The following is a 19,267-nucleotide window of genomic DNA, read 5'->3' on the forward strand; positions in this document are numbered from 1 at the left end:
ACATAGTCGACATTTAAAGAGTTTTTACAATTAAAATGCGATGTGTCCAAATGTCAGGAGCATTCAGCAGCCGATTTGTCGTATTGCCCTTTATGGTTCATAGCTTTAAAAAAATATTTTAATGAAAATTTTAATGGTTTGTTTGGGAAATATCTGTCGTTCGCCACTGGCACATGGGATATTGAAGCAAAAAGTAAAAGATAAACAATTAAACTGGATCGTAGAATCCGCAGGCACGGGTGATTGGCATATTGGTGAAGCACCAGATCGAAGGGCAATTTCGATTGCAAAGAAATATGGGGTCGATATATCCGGCCAAAGGGCAAGACATTTTCAGCCGGCGTTTTTCGAAGAATATGACCTTATTTTTGTCATGGACCGTCAGAATTTTGCAGATGTATGTGCACAAGCTGCCAATAAAGCTGACCTGGAGAAAGTGCAATTGTTTTTGGCTGATGATATTGTTCCGGATCCATATTTTGATGATAATTTGTTCGATCCGGTTTTTCAGATGATTGACAAGCGCTGTATGGAGGTGATCGAGACAATGTCAAAGAAGAAGGAATAATATTGGGTTTGTCATTGCGCTTGCCTTATGGGTAATGACGTTAATGTGTGGTTTTTTGTATCGGAGACATGTAACTTGTATGCCAAGTTGAAATTGTCTTCGTTTGTTTAAAGGGAAAAAAAATGAAAGCAGCAGAAGTAAACAAGAAATGGAGCACGCTACAGAGTGAAATCGCGTCTCTATTTGATATGGAAAAACCTGACATCAAGGTATGTTTATTCCTTATCGGTGTACAGGAATTGGGAAAAGGCCCGCAGAGTTTCTCGAAACGGCAGAAAGAGGAACTGATGCATATTGCCACATGCCGTCTGTTCAGTTCGATGGGGTTTTATAATCTCAAAGGATTGGATGAAGAAGGATGGCCGCATTGGGAACTGGTAAAACCTATTCCCAACTATACATTATTGGAGCAAGAACTTATCATGAAGTCCTTGATTATTGATTATTTTGAAGAATTAAACGTCATCTAAAGCATGAGATTTTTAAAAGTTTGTTTAGTAGCACTATTTTGCTTTTTACAGGTTATGGCGTTTGCCGCTAAACCTGAGTATAAATATGTCCAGATTATTACGGATAAGGGAACCTGCGTATTGCGATTGTATAATGAAACGCCTCGACATCGGGACAACTTTGTGAAATTGGCAAAAAGTAAATATTATGATAGCACATTGTTCCATCGGGTTATTCAGAACTTTATGATCCAAGGGGGCGATCCGGATTCAAGAAATGCAGTCGGTGGTGCTCAGTTAGGAAATGGAGGACCTGGTTATACGATTCCTGCAGAAATCCAAGATGGATTATTCCATAAAAAAGGTGCTATCGGTGCTGCCCGGGACAATAACCCAGCAAAAGCGTCTTCTGGGTCTCAATTTTATCTTGTTCAGGGCAAGGTGTTCACTCCCGAGGATCTTGACCGCCTGGAGCAGACGCGGATGAACGGAAAGAAGTTTTCTGAAACACAGCGTCAGGCTTATACAACAATCGGCGGTGCTCCGCATCTGGACTGGAATTATACCGTATTCGGTGAATTAGTGAATGGAATAGAAGTGATCGACAAGATTGCGGAAGTAAAAACAGACAAGCATGACCGGCCGGAGGTGGATCAGAAGATGACCATGCATCTGTTGACCAGACGAGAGGCACTTAATCTGGAACGTGAACTGAAAGGTCTAAAACCACAGACTGGATTCTTTACAAAGATTGGTGACCTATTCTCTTCCAAAGATTATTAAATTGTCGTTGATTGAATTATGTACTGCGAAAGAACGCACTGAGTTTTTCCGGGTGTTATCGGATCACAACAATTAAAATATTGCGCTGTATTGTAAGTCTCAGACTTACAGATGTAAAGTTTTAACTATAATATCTCAATACTCATATCTAAACAATGAAAATAGTAACCTATAATGTGAACGGTTTGCGAGCTGCTTTAAAGAAGGATTGGTTAGGCTGGCTGAAAAATGTGGATGCAGATGTCATATGTCTTCAAGAGATTAAAGCTACTCCGGACCAGATTCCAGAAATTGCGCTACTGGAGGAGATGGGGTATGAACATTACTGGTATCCGGCTCAAAAGAAGGGATATAGCGGTGTTGCTCTCTTTACCAAAATTTCTCCAACGCATGTTGAATATGGCTGCGGTCATGAAGACTATGATTTTGAGGGACGTATTATTCGTGCTGATTTTGATAAAGTTTCGGTGATGAGTACTTATTTTCCATCTGGAACAACAGGAGATGTAAGACAGGATTTTAAATATCGTTTTTTGGACGATTTTCAGCTGTATAGTGACAAGCTGTTGTTAGAGCGGCCAAATTTGGTTGTATGCGGAGATTATAACATCTGTCATCGTGCTATTGACATTCATAATCCGAAATCAAATGCAAACTCCTCCGGATTTTTGCCTGAGGAACGCGAATGGATGGAAAATTTCATTAATTCAGGATATATCGACTCTTTTCGTCATTTGAATGCGGAGCCGCATAACTATACCTGGTGGAGTTACCGTGCGGGTGCGCGTGCACGAAATCTGGGTTGGCGCATTGATTATAATATGGTCTCAAAACCATTGGGAGCGCAAATCAAAGCTTCGCAAATTTTGGCGAATGCGGTCCATTCGGATCACTGTCCGGTTTTGTTGGAATTGGACGTTTAACTAAGAACTATTACTCAATAAGAAAGACTTTCAGTTAACTGAAAGCCTTTCTTATTGAATAAACTGTGGTAAATCACGTTTAAATAGAATCGTATGTGCATTAAGCAGCAACCATGTTGGGCAGCTGCTTCCAAATGTAGTGCTTAAACCTGACTCTGGATAATGGAAAGTTGTTGTGCAACTTTCTCTGCAATTGTTAAAAAGGATTTTGTCACGGGGTCTTCTTGATCTGTTGCAATCGGGAAACCGTTGTCGCCTGCGTCGGAAATGCCTTTAAGCAATGGTATCTCACCAAGGAAGGGAACCTTATATTCTTCGGCCAGGCGTTTTCCTCCGTCTTTACCAAAAATATAATATTTATTTTCCGGTAGTTCTGCAGGGGTAAAATATGCCATATTTTCCACAACTCCCAAGAGCGGAATATTGATACTGTCCATCAAGAACATTCCGATTCCTTTGACTGCATCGGCGAGTGCTACATGCTGTGGTGTCGTGACAATGACTGCTCCTGCAATTGGAAAGGTTTGTGATACCGTGATATGGATATCACCGGTCCCCGGAGGCATATCAACCACAAGGTAATCCAACTCTCCCCAATTAGCATCGTTAAATAGCTGTTTGATGGCTGAAGTGGTCATTGGACCACGCCATGGGATAGGTTGGTTGGGATCGGTAAAGAAACCGATGGAGAGTAATTTTAAACCAAACTTTTCAAGAGGTTCAATTTTAACCTGACCGTCAGGCATTTCAACAGAACCGGGTTTCGCACCCTCCAGTCCAAACATAATCGGAAGCGAAGGGCCGTAGATATCGGCGTCCAATAGACCCGTTTTTGCACCCTTGGCGTGAAGCGCCAAAGCTAGGTTGGCTGCAACTGTCGATTTCCCGACACCACCCTTGCCCGATGAGACCAGAATGATATTTTTAATCCCTGAAACCTGAGCTCCCTGTTTACCGATCACATTGGAAGTCATGTTTATCTGTACTTCAAGATTTTTATCAATAAAATGTGCTATAGCATTGCGGCAAGCATGCTCAATATGGTCTTTTAGTGGACAGGCGGGGGTAGTCAATATGACATCGAAGGCAATTTTTTGGTCTTCGATCTGAATATTTTGAATCATATTCAATGTTACAAGATCCTTTTTTAAATCAGGCTCTTCAACATAGGATAATGCATTTAATATTTGTTCTTTGGTAACCATCTATTATTCATTTGAAATCATGGAATACAAAACTACTCATTGCCGATCAATTTCATGTCATTTGTTTGTTTTTAATGGAGTTCAATTAGGTCCCTGTCCCTAATGAATGGCTCTGCCGCCTTAAAGAAAATTGAAGCGAAGTCACGTCGACCGGACAATGCGTTTCCATTTTGGCTTTGCTAGCAAGGTTTTCTTTATTTTAGGAATTGGACCGACAATTCAGCGCTCAGTTTGACTAGCTCTACTAAAGAGCCATACCCACGCGGGTTTCGGTGTAATTATAATTGTATATAAAAGCAAATTTATCTAAGTTTGACTATTGATATGCATGGATTTGCATGAAATTTTAATTATGTCCGATCGATTTATAACATCTCTGAAGTCGCGCAAGTGGCGATGGCTTTATATTACTTTGGCTGTTTTCTTGATTTTGGTAATCGCGGTAGGTGTTTATGCTTACCAAAAGAGAGATGGGATGCTCATGGGGGCGATCAATAAAGCAAAAGCGAAACTGCAGGAAAAGTATGACATGGATTTGAAAATCCAGTATTATGCTTTTCAGGGGATTAATGCGGTGCAGTTTAAAAATATACAGTTGCTGCCTAAAAATAGAGCACCTCTGGCGCAAATTAATGACCTGACCGTATCCGTTAAATTGTGGCCTCTTTTATTCGGTGATGTGAAGCTCGGTGAGGTTATTATGGATAATGCCACCGTATCATTGGTCAAGAAAGATTCGATCAGTAACTATGATTTTTTGTTTAAGAAACAAAAGAAGGATACCATTGAGAATGATAATCCAAAGCAGAATTTGGCCGCATTGGCGGATCGTCTGCTCAAAAATGTATTCTTTAAGATCCCGAATGATCTCGATCTCAAAAATTTTGAGCTTTCCTACAAAGACGACAGTACCTCACAGCGTATTGTTATTCCTTCCGCCGTTATCGATGGTGGTGACATGGAATCCAAATTCTTGTTGAACGATCATGAGGCAGCTTGGAACCTAACAGGGACGATAAATTCGGACAATCAGGAATGTGACCTACGTCTTTTTTCGGATAAGAAGGAAGTTAATCTTCCTTTATTACAGCGTAAATTTGGTTTGGCGGTTAGTTTTGATGAGATATCCTTTCGATTGGATAAAGCTAATCGACGAAATAAGGAACTGTTGGAATTGCATGGACAATGGGGATTTAAAAACCTGAAAGTAAATCATTGGCGTATTTCCAGTAAAGACGTTATTTTTCCTGAAGCGATCATGCAGGGGGCGCTCAACATAGGAGCCTCTTCTATCGAGGTCAGTAAAGAAAGTACCGTACAGGTAAAAGATTTTGTTTTTTCTCCTTATTTAAAATATATACACAGGCCTGAAAAAGAAATTTTTCTAGCTATTCACACGGATAAAATCAAAGCGCAGGATTTTTTTGATGCCATGCCCGTTGGGTTATTTCCGGGGCTTGATGGAATTCAGGTTGAGGGACATATTCAATATGATCTAAATTTTGCTTTGGAATTAAAAAGACCCGATAAACTTCTTTTTTCTTCCAAAATGGACGACCGCGATCTGCAGGTGGTGAAATGGGGTGAAGCTAATATTGGGATGCTAAATACCCCTTTTACCTATACGGCCTATGAAGATGGAAAACCCATGCGTGAGATTGTGGTCGGCCCGCAAAACCCAAATTTTACGCCATTGGATCAAATTTCCCGTTATATGCAGATCAGTCTGATCAATACCGAAGATCCATTTTTCTTTAAACATAAAGGATTTGAGGAGAAGGCTTTCAAACTCTCTATTGTCACAAATATTAAAGAGAAAGGTTTTAAACGTGGCGCAAGCACCATATCCATGCAATTGGTCAAGAATGTGTTTCTAAACCGGAATAAGACCGTGGTTCGAAAGCTGGAGGAAATTTTGTTGGTTTGGCTGATGGAACGTTCGCAGCAGGTAAGTAAAAAACGGATGTACGAGGTTTATCTCAACGTGATCGAGTGGGGGAATAACGTATATGGGATTACTGAAGCTGCTCGCTACTATTTTGGAAAAACACCGGCGCAACTCGGGCTTGGAGAAAGTATATTTTTGTCCAGTATCGTGCCACGTCCGAAGAAAGGGCTTAACTTCTTTGACTGGACAGGGCATCTGAAAGGAAATATGTTGCGTTATTTTAACATTTATGGTCATATCATGACTAAGACTGGGCAGATAGGTGTTGATTCGACCACATCGGCCTATGGTTTCTATGAGGTCGTATTGCAGCCACATCTGCGTGCTGCCAGACCTGCTGTTGTAGATTCGATAGATACATTGGATATGGGCGATGATCCGCTGCTGTTCGATGACCTGGGCAACGGGGCAGCAGTTGATAATCTGGAAGGCGTTTCCCTCCCTAAAACGATAAAAAAGATGTCTCATCCTGAAAAGCAGGACGAGGAAACAGCCGAGCCGGAAAAACATAAAAGATCTATTTTTGATAAGATCCTGGGCCGAAACAAAGAGGAAAAGGAAAAAACGGAGACGGAGACCACCAAAGATCCTAAAAAAGAACAGAAGTAGCTGACTGAAAAGTTTGTGGTTGGTTGCCTTACTCTTAAGAAAGCTTTTGATATATTGACATCAGGTGTGGACGCTAAAAATCAGCTGGTATAAAACTTCGGAAACTCCATCTCGGAGATGGAAATATTATCGATAAAAATAATTTAGTGGAATGAAAAAAATAGAAATTGACGGATTGCTTTTTGAACCGCTTTTTGAAGAAGAACAGATTCAGAAAAGGGTTCGTTTGATGGGGATAGACATCAGTCTACGATATGAGCATAAGCAGCCTGTTTTTATAGGCGTTTTGAACGGTTGTTTTATGTTTATGGCAGATCTGCTCAAACAGATAGAAGTTCCCTGTGAGATGTCTTTTATTAAATTAGCCTCCTATATCGGTACAGGCCAGTCTGAGTTGAATGAGCTATTGGGACTGGGTATTGATCTGGAAGGGCGTGATGTCATTATCGTGGAAGATATCGTCGACTCCGGACATTCGTTAAAGCATACGCTAGATGCTGTGAAGCGGTTAAATCCGGCCAGTGTCATTGCTTGTGCACTTTTGGTAAAGCCTGAAGCGTTACAATACCATTTTGAAGAACTGACCTACGTTGGTTTTGAGATTAGCAAAGAGTTTGTTGTTGGGTATGGGATGGATTTTAACGGTCTTTGCCGCAACTTACCAGATATCTATAAGAATGTTCCTGCTTAGATTTTAGGATTAAGATATTGTGATGAGAGATCTGAGTAAGGAGATTTTGATTTGCTAAGATCGACTTAGCTGTTGAAATTAGATCAAGGAACGATAGCAGCATCCTTCCGCAAAGGTCGTTTGTCTTTTATCTTTTTTTCCTTGATCTATAATGCAGTTTAATATTTGAACGAACAGCTTTCAATATGGTCATTGACCATGCCTACCGCCTGCATATAAGCATAGCAAATGGTGGAGCCAAAAAACTTGAAACCTCTTTTTTTCATGTCTTTTGCTATTTTATCGGAAATCACAGTCGTCGCCGGCACCTGTTGTAGACTAGGCCAGTGATTGACTAGGGGTTGCTGTTCGGGTAAAAATGTGTATAGATAATTGTAAAAACTACCATATTCAATCTGGATTTTTTCGAACAGTTGCGCGTTGGTGATGGTCGACTCAATTTTATTGCGATGTTTAATAATACCGGAGTTTTTTAAGAGTGCCTCGACATGAGCTGCCGTAAAATCGGCGACTTTATTGACATCAAAATTAGCAAAGGCTTCTTGATAAGCCGATCTCCGACGGAGGATCGTAATCCAGCTCAAACCGGCCTGTGCTGATTCGAGCACCAAAAATTCGAAAAGGGTTTTATCATCTTTTACCTGTCGCCCCCATTCTTTATCGTGATAGGCCACATATTGTTCGTCAGATCCGCACCATTGACAGCGTATTATTTCTTTTGGCATGTTCTATAAAGATTTTTTGAATGCAATATAACTTTTTATCCTAACTTTACGACCATAAAAGAGTTTCGAATCTAAGCGGTCCATGATTTCTGAATGGCCGATAAGGGACAATTTATTTTAATGAAAGTTAACGACTTTAGATATTATATTGTATTTGTAATCCTCTTTGTGTTTTCGGCTGTACAGTTGAGTGCGCAGCGACGGATCTCGCGACAGGCTGTTCGAGAAAGTGTTTCTCTGCCTGATAGTACACTGATGCTAAGAGATTCAGTGGTGTCGTCAAACCAGGAGATGCTGGCATCTTTGAATCCGGCACTTCAAAAACAATATCGGATTGTTACGGTGGAGGCAGAAGGGCTGGTTATTCACAATATGTATGACTATAATGTAAAACAATATTTTAAAGGAGAGAAAAGCGGTAATGCCCTGGAACGGCAATATGGAACACCTAAGCCGCATCGGGATAACTGGATATTATTTACTGCGCTCTTTTTGATATTTGGCGTTGGGTTAATCCGTGTATTTTTTCCTTCCGATATAAAATTGGTATTTCAGGGTTATTTTGATGACAGGGTATTGTTGTCCGTTAGTAAAGAGGATACGATCCTGACTTCATGGCCGTTTATTTTCCTTTTTGTATTATTCTCGGGAGCGATAGCTTTGTTTGTCAGTCTATTTTATGCTTACGAACTGAACCGCTTCGATTTTATTACCTTTCCCAATTATATGAAGACCGTTTGTATGGTGGGCGGCCTGTTTGCTTTTAAAATTGGATTTATCCGATTCTTGTCTTTTGTTTTTGAAATCAGAAAACTTGTCAAAGAATATGTGACCGTATTATATCTGATTTATTTTAATACACTTTTCCTGATGCTTCCGGTGTTATTGATATTGAGTCTTGTCCCTTTATCCTCCGTTGGCATAGTCTTGCATCTGGCGATTATTGGAGCCATCTTGCTGTTCCTATATAGATTTCTCAAAACAGCGGCTCATATTATGTCGATGTATAAATTTTCAATTTCCTATTTAATTTTGTACCTTTGTTGCCTAGAAATAGCACCAATATTAATACTGTTAAGATTATTGAGCTAAAACTGGTTAATATGCAAACTTCAGACGTAGAAAGAGCAAAGAAGGTAAAAAGTGTACTGGTGACTTTACCAAAGCCTGAAAACGATAAGTCCCCTTATTATGATTTAGCAAAGAAATACGGGTTAAAATTAGACTTTCGAGGTTTTATACACGTAGAAGGAGTTCCCGCCAAAGATGTGCGTAGGGATAAAGTTAATTTAGCAGATTATACTGCGGTAATATTTACAAGCAGAAATGCTGTAGATCATTATTTTAGGATATGTGAGGAGATGCGATTTGAAGTGTCTGCAGAAATGAAATATTTCTGTATTTCGGAAACAATCGCCCTCTATCTTCAAAAATATATTCAGTATAGGAAACGCAAAATATTCTTCGGTAAACAGACAGCTAAAGATTTGGAAGAAGTGCTGAAAAAGCATAAAGCAGAAAATTTTCTGTTCCCTTGTTCAGATGTTGCCAATGAAGAAACAAGCAACTGGTTGCAGCAGAACGGCTATAGATTTACACCTGCAGTTCTGTTTAGAACAGTAGTAAGTGACTTGAGTGATCTTAAAGATGTATTTTATGATGTAATCGTATTCTTTAGTCCTTCCAGTGTTCAGTCGTTATATGATAACTTTCCGGACTTTAAGCAAAACAATACGCGTATAGCTGCGTTTGGAGCTTCAACGCAACAGGCCCTTTTGGAGCATGGATTGATATTGGATATTCCTGCGCCTACACCAAAGGCACCTAGCATGACAATGGCCGTAGAAGAATATATCAAAAAAGTGAATAAATAATACCTATCTTAGGTCAATAATATAAAGGGGTTTTTCAAAACCCTTTTTTTGTTGAATAGGGAATCTGCAAGGTAAATGATACTTGAATTGCATTTGTCCGCATAGTGTGATCACAATAAAAATATGCGTTTCGTTTTCACACCGTTGATAAGGAAAGGTGACGAACGTATGATAGGTACATATAGTTTGTGGATAATTGGAAGAACTGATAGGTGATATCGCCGATTTGTTAAATTGATTTTTTAATAAATAAAGAGTCGGATTGTTGTAAGGGAGAAATGTATTAAAAGTGACAGATGTCATTGAGATTTTAAATATATTTCCATTAAATTGTATTTGGGTTATTTGTTCCGATTAAAAATAAAGTGTATGCGTTATTTTTAAAATTTGGTAGAAATATTTTTTTTATGTTTGTAATTAAGCAAAATTAGTCAGTCGTGAAGTTAAAGCAAGTTGATAAAATTTCGGGCATTCGATCAGAGGACTTTTTAAAAAAATATCTGAAACCTGGGTTTCCGGTGGTTATAAAAGATTTTATTAGTGCTGATAGTCCTGCATGGAAGAAATGGAGTTATGATTACTTTAAGGAAATAGCCGGTGATATTAAGATTGATGTCTATGGAAAAGAAGAAGATTCGATGGATCGTGCTGCCAGTGCTCCTGTGGGGCAAATGACATTTGCGGAATATTTGGATCTTATTACTAAAGAACCTACCGAGTTACGATTGTTTCTGTTCAATCTGCTCAAGATACGTCCCGAACTAAAGCAGGATGTTATCTATAATGATGTAACAGGTGGAAAAGTATTGCAGTGGCTGCCCTTTATGTTTTTCGGAGGTGAAGGTTCAAGCACACGGAATCATTTTGATATCGATATGTCCCATGTGTTCATATCACAGTTTCAGGGACTTAAACGTATTTGGCTTTTTCCAAATGATCAATCTGATCTGATGTATAAGCTACCCTATAACTTCCATAGTATTGCTAATCCAAAGTATAGCAATGTGGAGGAATTTCCGGGGATAGAATATTTGGAGGGGTATGAGGCGGTGATCCACCCGGGAGAAACGCTCTATATGCCTGCAGGCTGGTGGCACTACATACAATATGAGACGGAAGGTTATTCTATTTCAGTAAGGGCATTGGCAAATTCGATCAGTGAGAAACTAAAAGGAGCACGTAACCTTTTTATCACCAGACATTTTGATAATACCATGCGTAAGATCTTTAAAGATCATTGGTTTCATTATAAAATAAATACCGCCAAACGGCGAGCCAATAATGCGATAAAAAAAAATAAACGCTAAAAATAAGGGGACATTCATGAATGTCCCCTTATTTTTTTAAGCGCTTGAGCTAACAGGGGGAAGGCATTTCCTATACTGACTCTTCATTTTCCGTCCATTTACTGGCTTCTCTATAAAACAAGGTGTAGGGGTCGCTGGGATAGATAACAGTATCCGGATTATGTCTAAATGAAATTTCGGGATTGAAAATTTCTTGGAGTATGTCTCTTAGAAATTTGACAAAATTATCTTTTTGGAACGCCAAAAAATCCGCGGTCAATATGCCTTCTTTTCCATTGAATAAAGTTCCTTCTTCACGCATTTTTCGGGCGACATACAGGTGTGGCTCCAGTTGCTTTCGTCCTGTTTTTTGTTCAAATACATAAGCATAGAAAAGCGTTTGTATCAATGCTTTATTTTCCGTATTGGGGGCAAAAACCTGATCCATTTCTTTAAAAATAACGGAATCACCTCCTGTTTTGTAATCGACAATCCGGCTGATGATCCGATCGTCATGCGTGATGACTTCGTCAACACGGTCAATGATACCGTATAAAGTAACCTGTTCCTCTTTGCCATTGACTTCAATAGTGAATGGAAGGGTGTAGTCGGTGTCGTTTTCCAGTTCTATAATCCGAAAAGCTTTGTAGTTGGCTATATCGTATTCAAGGTACATCTTGACATATTCACAGGCAATCTTTAGCATGATGCGCTGTAAACTGTTTAAACCATCTATAGATTTTAATTCCAACTGATATTGTATGCCTATTTCCCGAATAACAAAAGATTCGATCTGATTGAGCTGTTGCTGCAGGATTTGGGTCGGCGTAAAGTCTTTCTGGCTCTTGAAAGGCAAGAATATTTTCTCCATGACATTATGGATGACAGTTCCCAATTTGTTCATCTCAAACTCCTGTGAAATAGAAGGCGGTTCTTTGATATTCGCAATATGCTTGAGGAAAAACTGCAATGGCGATTGCAAATAAGTTGTTAATGCGGTCGCTGATATTCGCTTCTGATCGACAATAAAGTCTTGATACATCTTTGTCCAGACTTCGCCCTTCTTTTCGATGACAATCTCCGCCGTTTTATCGGCGAACTGGATCGTCTGTTGCTGAACTTTTCGTTCAAAATTAAACTTGCTTTCAAATTCCAACTGTTTGATAAATCGGCTTTCCTCTCCTGTTGAGCTTTCGTCTACCAATCCGTTATAAAAAATATGGATTCCCTCGCTATATTGAAAGTGTCTGTAAAATAAATAGGCTGACAATGCATCTTGATTTTCCAATATCGGAAGTCCATAAGCTCTTCGCAAGCTATTGGGAATAAACGTTGGAGAATTGGATATTTTGGGCAGGATACCTTCGTTGGCCCCCAGGATGTACACGTTGTCAAAATTTAAACATCGGCTTTCCAAAAGCCCCATAATCTGTATGCCTTCTAGCGGATTTCCCTCTATTGCGGAGTTTATAGGTGATATGGCCTTTTTAATCAAGCCGACCTGGAAGCTGATGCTCAAAGGTGCAACGGTATCAAATCCCAATAGCAGCTGGTTGAGTGTCTTTTTGGTTTCTATCAGCAGGTTATTGTCAATCTGACGGATGCGTTCATATGATGATATACTGTGTAGCAAGTCTTCAACAATGTTGATGAGCGAAGGGATCAATTGGGGAGCATGTTCAATCGGAACGAAAAATTGGGGTAAGGAACTTTTGAAATGTAGCTCTTCCAAGGCAATTTCAAATAATTGCCTATCGGCGATTTCTTTCTGAATTTGCAATTTATCTTCCAAAGAGACTTGTGTCAGGGGATGATTGATAAAGGTCTCAATGGTCTGATAGGAAATCTTGCGTTTTTTTAACTGTGATATTTCTAGATGCACTTCCATCCATAAGTCCAATAGCCCATAGATAGGCGATTGGGTTAGGGGATATCCGGTCGTAATATTGGGATTAACATCGGGTAGGCTTTGGAGCAAAGGGACTAACAGGTTCTCATCGGCCAATAAGATGGCCGAAGTCTTATCTGTACTATTTTGCTTTTCGAGGATATCATAAAGCAATTTTGCCTGACTTATTTTTCCTGTACTCGCATATAGGTTTACTGTTGAGGTTCTGTTACCGATAATATTCGGACTGTCGCCAAGTGCATTGACAAGTCCGGTCTGAAAGATATTTCGACGAATAAATAGGCCAGCTTCTTGCATATTGTCCTCCAGATAGTAGGCATCTGCATCGAAGTAGAACAGCGCTTTTCCTTCTTCTTGCCATTTTCGGAATAACTTAGCCTCTGCTCGATTTAATGCATTGAAACCAACGAATAGGATCTGCTGAAAAGATGATGTAAAGTCCTGATTTGTGGCTCTGCCCTCAACCAGATCACGATAGATCGTAGGATAATTGGTTTGGCCTTCTGCTTTAAGCTTTTCTTTGAATCTAGTGTATAATACCGGAAGTCTTTTCCATAATTGTAAAAAGCGTTCTTGTACACCGCTATGCCCCGCTATGGAAAATGATTGCCAGAACTGACGGATGAACCCCTGCTGCTCTGGCGTAAGATGTTGAAAAGCAATGTCAATTTTGGTGTTGTCATAAAGTTCCATGTAGATCTGGTCGATCGGAACCAGATCATAATCCAGTTGTCCAAAGTCACTCAATATAATCTCCGCAATAGGATAGAATTCTTCTAAAGTCTCCGGTTGTTTTCCCTCTGCGGCCAAAAGGTCATTGTGGATTTTAAAGAGCTGAAAAAATTGTCCGAGAGCGCTGGCCTCTGCATCGTTGGATGATAATTTAAAGAATTCTTGTATGGTGAAAAATTGAGGGGACCAGATGGCCTGTCCATAGACGTCGGCAAGATGTTTTTTGAGGTACGTAATCGGACGTTTATTGTTAAACACGATGGCAATCTCACTCAAATCGTTTCCAAAACGTTGTTGAATATCCGCTGCTACTAATTTTAAAAAGGCTGTCTGCATCGCGATTGTTTATTTTACTTCAATTAATTGATTTGACTTGGCATAATAGAGGTAGGCCCTAACATTATTATAGCCTAGGTTCTCTAAGTTTTTTTTGTAATTGTCGACCTGATATTTATGTCCGATGTAGTCGGTTTGCGTAAACTTAAAATCCAGTACAATTGTTTCTTCTTCGGAGGTGAAGACTTTATCGGGACGGATGGTTTCCCCTTTGGCAGTAATGATACTGGCTTCATTCCAGATTTTATATTTTCCGGTGAGCCACTGATTGATGGTGGGGTGGTGCCAGATCTGGTTGATTTCCTGCATCAGAAAGGGTTCGTCCTCTTTTGCGAGTATACCTTCTTGAATTAGCTGCCATACTAATCTGGAGATATCTTTTTCTCGAGAAATCTGGGACATGATCTCGTGGGCCAGTATCCCATACTGCGCTGCTTTCTCCAGCATCATAATGTCGTTGATCGTACGTGTACTGGACTTTTCTAAGGCCATTTCCAGTTCTTTGGAAATAGGGTAGTGGCTGAGTGAAATGACGTTGTTCCGTTGGATTTGATGATCTTTTTGTTTGATGGTCTGGTCGATCTTAACCGAGGTACCTTCCAATGTAAATGGAGCGGAAGCTGAATCTAATACTTGATAAAGTATATCACTTATATACTCATCCTTGATATCATAGCCCGTAATTTCCCCCGTCTTCTTATCAACGGACTCTTTAAATAAAGGAGCTGTAATATAGAGATGTTCAATAGCACGTGTTGTCGCGACATAGAAGGTATTGAGCGCGTCCATATAATTGAATAGCATTTCCTCAAAATACTGTTTGAAAAACACAGATTTTCCAACTGTTGCTGTATATTTTATGGGAATTTTTCCCAATTGGGCAAACGGCGTTTCATGGGTATCTATCCAAAAATCCCCATTGATCATTCCGTCCAGATCCCAGGAACAGAACGGAAGCATGACAACATCATAGGCAAGTCCTTTTGATTTATGGATTGTCGTTACCTCAATCGCATTGATTTCTCCATTGGATGGTAGTACTGCGCGATTCCCATCCTCTTCCCAAAATTCCAGGAATTGAATAATGCCACGCTCGCCGTTGGAAGAGAAGCCCGAAATCATATCTTTGAATGCCAGCAGATAAGGCAGATGGATGTTTTGCTCGGTTGTGAAGCCGTAGATTTCGATCAGTTTTTCTATGAGGTGAACCAATGGCTGTTTTTGCCAGGTTTCCCAAGAGTCGATCAGGGGCTGGGGAAGAAAATCTTTCAGCGCGCGGATGTCATTTGAAGCAAATGCTAGCCAAGCATTTTGACTGACTGTATTTTTCTGTATGGTCTGATAGAGATAGACCATTTTTGCTTTGTGTATGCTGTGTTTGTCCGAATTGTAGACGAGTGCTTTTAATGTTTCTATCAGCAAAAGCACAGCATCGTTGCCGGCCAGCACCAGCGCGTCGCCGGAGATGACCTCAAAGGTAAGATTTTGCTCTTTTTTGAAATCCATCAATTTTTGGATGACCAATTTGGCCTGCGCATTACTGCGGACAAGGATACCAATTTGTTTGGCATGATATCGCCCAGTAATAAACCATTCTTCTATTTTTTTACATAAAAACAGAAGTGATTCCTCAACGACCTGATTTCTTCTATAGCGACCATCTGACACAGGGATGTATGCTATTTCAATGGAGCCCAACTTGTCGAGGCTCCCCTTTTTGTGTGCGGGGATTTCCTGCTGACTGTTTTCGTAGGCTTTGATAAGCATGCTATCGTTGCCTGAGGCAGCCCACCAACGTTTCCCATCTTCGTCTAAGTTTTCATCGACCTTTTTATTAAGAACCTCTTGCAAATGTTGAGGAATACTGCTAAAAAGATAATTGTTTAGCTGGATGATATTTGGAAGACTCCGAAAATTGGTGTCAAGGCTTCCGTTTTCAATAAAAGTGGTTTTGACGCTTTCATCAAGGTGAAATGCATGACCAATTTGTTGTTCGACCTGATGGAGCAATATACGCCAATCTCCGTTCCGCCAACGGTATATACTCTGTTTGACATCGCCAACAATCAGATGTTCACTCAGGGTACCATTTGCATCTGCAAGTGCATTGATCAGTAGTGGGCTATAGTTTTTCCATTGGATACGAGAGGTGTCCTGAAATTCGTCAAATAAAAAATAATTGAAGCGATTGCCTATTTTTTCCCAGATAAATGTCGGGTCGCTGTTCTCATCGATCCCGAGTTTATTTAACAGGATCTGTGAATCTGAGATTAACTGTGCGCCGTTTTCCTTGCGCCACTGGGTGAGCAGGTCGCTCATTTCTTTGAGCAGGCGCAAGTAATAGAGATTGTTCTGTACTGCTTGGTAGGCAATATAAGCCGGTAGATTCTCCTGTAGTGTCTGAAAAGATTTTAAGATGGGAGCAAGTGCTGACAGAAGATCATGGCGTATATTTTTGTCACTAGCTGTAAATGCATCTTCGTTGTCTATTAGCTGTACGTATTTGTCCAATATCTTGGCAATTTCGGAAGAACTTAACTTGTCTGTCTTTTTACTGGTCTTGCTCGCCGAAATAATCTTGTTGCGTGATTTTCCCTTGAGTTCATTTTCACTGATGTTGAATCTTTTGAAGGTTTCACTGAAAGCTTCAATGGTCAGCGAAAGTGCTTCTGTGAAGGAATTTATTTTTTGTTCGATTTCCTGGTTCAGGAGATTGAAAATTTCTCTCGGATTGGCTGAATTAATATAGCTGTCAAACTCCTGGAAATTTTCAGAGAAAATAAGGTTGGCCAGCCCCATCAATTGTTGTCGATAGTTCCAGTTCTCATTTTTGGCTATTTTTTTCTCCGCATAGGCGATGATCCAATCGAGTAGGTCAGGACGTTCATCCAGTAGCTGATTGAGCATGACTGTCAACTCATTTTTGACTTTATTGACATTCATCTCGATCTTATAGGCCGCATCGAGATTAAGCTCATAAGTGAATGCACGGATGACTTTTTGGGAAAAACCATCTATTGTACTTATTGTAAAATGGCTATAGTCGTGTAAGATCTGGCGGTAGACGCGATGAGATTTCTCCTGGATTAGATAGGGGGTCCAATCGGGGTGCTGCTGTAGTAATAATTTTCTAAAATCTTCGATTTTAGGACCGGAGTCTCCGATAGCCAGGCCATGGAGTACAGTGAGTATACGCTCTTTCATTTCTGCGGTGGCCTTGTTGGTAAATGTCACAGCCAGTATCTCTTTGTAGCTATTTTCATTGGATAACAGTAAAGTGAGATAATGCAGGGTCAGGCTGAAGGTTTTTCCGGAACCGGCCGAAGCTTTAAGTATTTTTAATGGCGCAACAGATTTCATGGAATGAAGGTAGAAAGTAAAATGTGAATTGGCAAATGCTTTGGAGAAAAGCAATTTGTTATGTGTATCCGGCTGAAGTATCATTACTCGACTTGAACTTGCCTGATTTGAACAATAAAATTGTCAGTTGATGACGTATTTGCAATACCTTTTTGAAAAGATAGCTTACTATTTGCGAATTGGCTCTAAAGTAGGGTGGTCGGTATATGGATATATCTGGGGAGGAAACTTAGTGCTTTGGTATTCTGAAATTTAGCTGTTTTTGTTTTCGTTTTTCCTTTTTTTATGTTTATCTTTGCATCCCCTCTAGTATGAAGCTCGGGGGATATGTTGAATACATAAAATAAAATTAAGAAATGGCAACTAAAATCAGATTGCAAAGACATGGTAAAAAAGGACGTCCTTTTTACCACGTAGTCGTAGCGGATTCTCGCGCTCCACGTGATGGTAAATTCATCGAACGTATTGGTTCTTACAACCCAAACACAAATCCTGCAACTATCGTTTTGGATTTCGAAAAAGCGTTGGATTGGATGAATAAAGGTGCTCAACCTACTGACACAGCTCGTGCTATCCTTTCTTACAAAGGTGTTCTTTACAAAAAACACTTACAAGGTGGTGTGAAAAAAGGTGCTTTTGATGAAACTGCTGCTGAAGCTAAATTCACTGCTTGGACTGAAGCTAACGAAGCTAGAATCTCTGGTAAAAAAGATGGTTTAGCGCAATCTAAAGCTGATGCTAAAAAAGCTGCTTTAGCTGCTGAGGCGAAGAAAAAAGAAGAAAAAGCTGCTGCTGTAGCTGCTAAAAATGCTCCTGTAGCAGAAGAACCTGCTGCTGAAGAGACTGAAGCTCCTGCATCAGAAGAAACTGAAGGTTAATTCTTTCATAAAGTATTCGAGAAAGCCGACTCAATCTTGAGCCGGCTTTTTTTAATAAACTTGTTTATGGGTTAAGATGTGATGCTGATTGCGCTGGTCCAAAATAGTGAACGGGCCATACCATTATATCTTCATTCAAAAAAATGAAAATTAAACAGATGCTCAATATATAGCGAAGCTGATCAAAATAGCATCTCAATACTAATATCTCAATACGCAATACTACCAAATGACTGTCGATCAAAGTTTTTATATAGGCTATATCAGCAAAACGAGGGGGCTTAAAGGCGAAATACAATTGTTTTTCGAATTTGAAGACTACGAAAGCCTGGATATGGATGTCGTTTTCCTGGAGGTCAACAAAAAGCTTGTGCCCTATTTTATCGATGCTATAAAACTGCAGAAAAATAGTACGGCCTACGTGACATTTGAAGATGTCGATCACATCGATAAGGCACAGGCACTTGTCCGCAAAAAGGTTTATCTGTCCAATGATAAAATGCCAGAACGGGATCCAGATGATTTTAGATATACGGATTTAATTGGATTTTTGGTGATCGACGAAACTCATGGTGAACTGGGAGAAATTACGGATGTACAGGAATTTCCACAGCAATTCGTCGCTACAGTTGATATGAATGGTAAAGAATTGATGTTTCCGCTATCCGATGATTTAATCTTAGGAATAGATGGCGAAGAAGAGATTATTGAAGTTACATTGCCTGAAGGGCTAGTTGATCTCTATAAAGAATAAGAGAGGCGATCTTAGCTTAAATCCGTTGTCCAGATCGGGATTTAAGCGTATTGCTTGATTCGTGTAAATATTAACAAAGCAGGTTCAAATTCGTAAGCGAAGTTTTGAACCTGCTTTTGTTTCATTGGGTTAAGGTCACAAAAGTATTTGATTTTATTGGCGGAATTCACTTGTTGAAATGATCTGGTATATCTTACTTTGGGGGATTTTGAGTATATTGGTACTAAATAATCAATA

15 protein-coding genes are annotated in these 19,267 nt (G+C 39.8%); 11 read left to right on the forward strand and 4 right to left on the reverse strand.

Annotated features, from left to right (window positions below; genetic code table 11):
• Positions 1 to 121 precede the first annotated feature (121 nt).
• The 4 genes from DCO56_RS16035 to DCO56_RS16050 all read left to right on the forward strand — a co-directional run bounded on the left by DCO56_RS16035 (position 122) and on the right by DCO56_RS16050 (position 2,723).
• Positions 122 to 568 carry a low molecular weight protein-tyrosine-phosphatase gene (locus DCO56_RS16035; RefSeq protein ID WP_108634779.1) on the forward strand — a complete coding sequence of 149 codons (447 nt, stop codon included), beginning with the start codon at positions 122 to 124 and terminating at the stop codon, positions 566 to 568.
• Positions 569 to 690: 122 nt separating this feature from the next.
• A complete protein-coding gene (locus tag DCO56_RS16040) occupies positions 691 to 1,038 on the forward strand; it encodes a hypothetical protein (protein WP_108634780.1) in 348 nt (115 codons plus the stop codon).
• 3 nt (positions 1,039 to 1,041) lie between these two features.
• Positions 1,042 to 1,800, forward strand: a complete 759-nt coding sequence (locus DCO56_RS16045; RefSeq protein ID WP_108634781.1) for a peptidylprolyl isomerase — start codon at positions 1,042 to 1,044, stop codon at positions 1,798 to 1,800.
• 155 nt (positions 1,801 to 1,955) lie between these two features.
• On the forward strand, positions 1,956 to 2,723 hold the full coding sequence (locus tag DCO56_RS16050; RefSeq protein ID WP_108634782.1) for an exodeoxyribonuclease III: 768 nt from the start codon (positions 1,956 to 1,958) through the stop codon (positions 2,721 to 2,723).
• A gap of 143 nt (positions 2,724 to 2,866) precedes the next feature.
• Here DCO56_RS16050 and DCO56_RS16055 read toward each other — a convergent pair whose 3' ends face one another.
• Positions 2,867 to 3,928 (reverse strand): Mrp/NBP35 family ATP-binding protein, encoded by a 1,062-nt coding sequence (locus DCO56_RS16055; RefSeq protein WP_108634783.1) that lies wholly within the window; start codon positions 3,926 to 3,928, stop codon positions 2,867 to 2,869.
• A 352-nt stretch (positions 3,929 to 4,280) separates the two neighbouring features.
• On the opposite strand from DCO56_RS16055, the gene DCO56_RS16060 reads away from it, so the two are divergent.
• Together DCO56_RS16060 and DCO56_RS16065 are read left to right on the forward strand one after the other, a co-directional pair.
• Positions 4,281 to 6,485, forward strand: coding sequence for a transglycosylase domain-containing protein (locus tag DCO56_RS16060; protein WP_108635108.1), 2,205 nt, complete (start codon positions 4,281 to 4,283; stop codon positions 6,483 to 6,485).
• Between the two features lie 151 nt (positions 6,486 to 6,636).
• Positions 6,637 to 7,176: a phosphoribosyltransferase gene (locus DCO56_RS16065; RefSeq protein ID WP_108634784.1), complete on the forward strand. Its 540-nt coding sequence runs from the start codon at positions 6,637 to 6,639 to the stop codon at positions 7,174 to 7,176.
• A 158-nt stretch (positions 7,177 to 7,334) separates the two neighbouring features.
• Here DCO56_RS16065 and DCO56_RS16070 read toward each other — a convergent pair whose 3' ends face one another.
• A complete protein-coding gene (locus DCO56_RS16070) occupies positions 7,335 to 7,901 on the reverse strand; it encodes a DNA-3-methyladenine glycosylase I (protein ID WP_108634785.1) in 567 nt (188 codons plus the stop codon).
• Positions 7,902 to 8,021: 120 nt separating this feature from the next.
• On the opposite strand from DCO56_RS16070, the gene DCO56_RS16075 reads away from it, so the two are divergent.
• From DCO56_RS16075 to DCO56_RS16085, 3 genes are all read left to right on the forward strand, one after another.
• A complete protein-coding gene (locus tag DCO56_RS16075; RefSeq protein WP_181390573.1) occupies positions 8,022 to 8,993 on the forward strand; it encodes a DUF4271 domain-containing protein in 972 nt (323 codons plus the stop codon).
• Positions 8,994 to 9,004: 11 nt separating this feature from the next.
• Positions 9,005 to 9,775: a uroporphyrinogen-III synthase gene (locus DCO56_RS16080; protein ID WP_181390574.1), complete on the forward strand. Its 771-nt coding sequence runs from the start codon at positions 9,005 to 9,007 to the stop codon at positions 9,773 to 9,775.
• Positions 9,776 to 10,212: 437 nt separating this feature from the next.
• A complete protein-coding gene (locus DCO56_RS16085) occupies positions 10,213 to 11,082 on the forward strand; it encodes a cupin-like domain-containing protein (RefSeq protein WP_108634787.1) in 870 nt (289 codons plus the stop codon).
• A 70-nt stretch (positions 11,083 to 11,152) separates the two neighbouring features.
• Here DCO56_RS16085 and DCO56_RS16090 read toward each other — a convergent pair whose 3' ends face one another.
• Both DCO56_RS16090 and DCO56_RS16095 read right to left on the reverse strand, forming a co-directional pair.
• Positions 11,153 to 14,038, reverse strand: coding sequence for a PD-(D/E)XK nuclease family protein (locus tag DCO56_RS16090; protein ID WP_108634788.1), 2,886 nt, complete (start codon positions 14,036 to 14,038; stop codon positions 11,153 to 11,155).
• A gap of 9 nt (positions 14,039 to 14,047) precedes the next feature.
• On the reverse strand, positions 14,048 to 17,482 hold the full coding sequence (locus DCO56_RS16095) for a UvrD-helicase domain-containing protein (protein ID WP_108634789.1): 3,435 nt from the start codon (positions 17,480 to 17,482) through the stop codon (positions 14,048 to 14,050).
• A 272-nt stretch (positions 17,483 to 17,754) separates the two neighbouring features.
• On the opposite strand from DCO56_RS16095, the gene DCO56_RS16100 reads away from it, so the two are divergent.
• Entirely contained in the window at positions 17,755 to 18,276 is a 522-nt protein-coding gene (locus tag DCO56_RS16100; RefSeq protein ID WP_108634790.1) for a 30S ribosomal protein S16, read from the forward strand.
• Between the two features lie 229 nt (positions 18,277 to 18,505).
• Positions 18,506 to 19,030 carry a ribosome maturation factor RimM gene (rimM, locus tag DCO56_RS16105; RefSeq protein ID WP_108634791.1) on the forward strand — a complete coding sequence of 175 codons (525 nt, stop codon included), beginning with the start codon at positions 18,506 to 18,508 and terminating at the stop codon, positions 19,028 to 19,030.
• The last annotated feature ends 237 nt before the right edge of the window (positions 19,031 to 19,267 follow it).

Origin of the sequence: Sphingobacterium athyrii (assembly GCF_003071065.1) — a bacterium.
In the GTDB taxonomy this organism is placed as follows: domain Bacteria; phylum Bacteroidota; class Bacteroidia; order Sphingobacteriales; family Sphingobacteriaceae; genus Sphingobacterium; species Sphingobacterium athyrii.

Excerpts from the sequence above, each read along its gene's own strand:
- DCO56_RS16050 (WP_108634782.1), top strand. The coding sequence starts at position 1,956 with ATGAAAATAGTAACCTATAATGTGAACGGTTTGCGAGCTGCTTTAAAG.
- DCO56_RS16070 (WP_108634785.1), bottom strand. The coding sequence starts at position 7,901 with ATGCCAAAAGAAATAATACGCTGTCAATGGTGCGGATCTGACGAACAA.
- DCO56_RS16045 (WP_108634781.1), top strand. The coding sequence starts at position 1,042 with ATGAGATTTTTAAAAGTTTGTTTAGTAGCACTATTTTGCTTTTTACAG.
- DCO56_RS16095 (WP_108634789.1), bottom strand. The coding sequence starts at position 17,482 with ATGATACTTCAGCCGGATACACATAACAAATTGCTTTTCTCCAAAGCA.
- rimM (WP_108634791.1), top strand. The coding sequence starts at position 18,506 with ATGACTGTCGATCAAAGTTTTTATATAGGCTATATCAGCAAAACGAGG.
- DCO56_RS16065 (WP_108634784.1), top strand. The coding sequence starts at position 6,637 with ATGAAAAAAATAGAAATTGACGGATTGCTTTTTGAACCGCTTTTTGAA.
- DCO56_RS16090 (WP_108634788.1), bottom strand. The coding sequence starts at position 14,038 with ATGCAGACAGCCTTTTTAAAATTAGTAGCAGCGGATATTCAACAACGT.
- DCO56_RS16060 (WP_108635108.1), top strand. The coding sequence starts at position 4,281 with ATGTCCGATCGATTTATAACATCTCTGAAGTCGCGCAAGTGGCGATGG.
- DCO56_RS16055 (WP_108634783.1), bottom strand. The coding sequence starts at position 3,928 with ATGGTTACCAAAGAACAAATATTAAATGCATTATCCTATGTTGAAGAG.
- DCO56_RS16040 (WP_108634780.1), top strand. The coding sequence starts at position 691 with ATGAAAGCAGCAGAAGTAAACAAGAAATGGAGCACGCTACAGAGTGAA.
- DCO56_RS16100 (WP_108634790.1), top strand. The coding sequence starts at position 17,755 with ATGGCAACTAAAATCAGATTGCAAAGACATGGTAAAAAAGGACGTCCT.
- DCO56_RS16080 (WP_181390574.1), top strand. The coding sequence starts at position 9,005 with ATGCAAACTTCAGACGTAGAAAGAGCAAAGAAGGTAAAAAGTGTACTG.
- DCO56_RS16075 (WP_181390573.1), top strand. The coding sequence starts at position 8,022 with ATGAAAGTTAACGACTTTAGATATTATATTGTATTTGTAATCCTCTTT.
- DCO56_RS16035 (WP_108634779.1), top strand. The coding sequence starts at position 122 with ATGAAAATTTTAATGGTTTGTTTGGGAAATATCTGTCGTTCGCCACTG.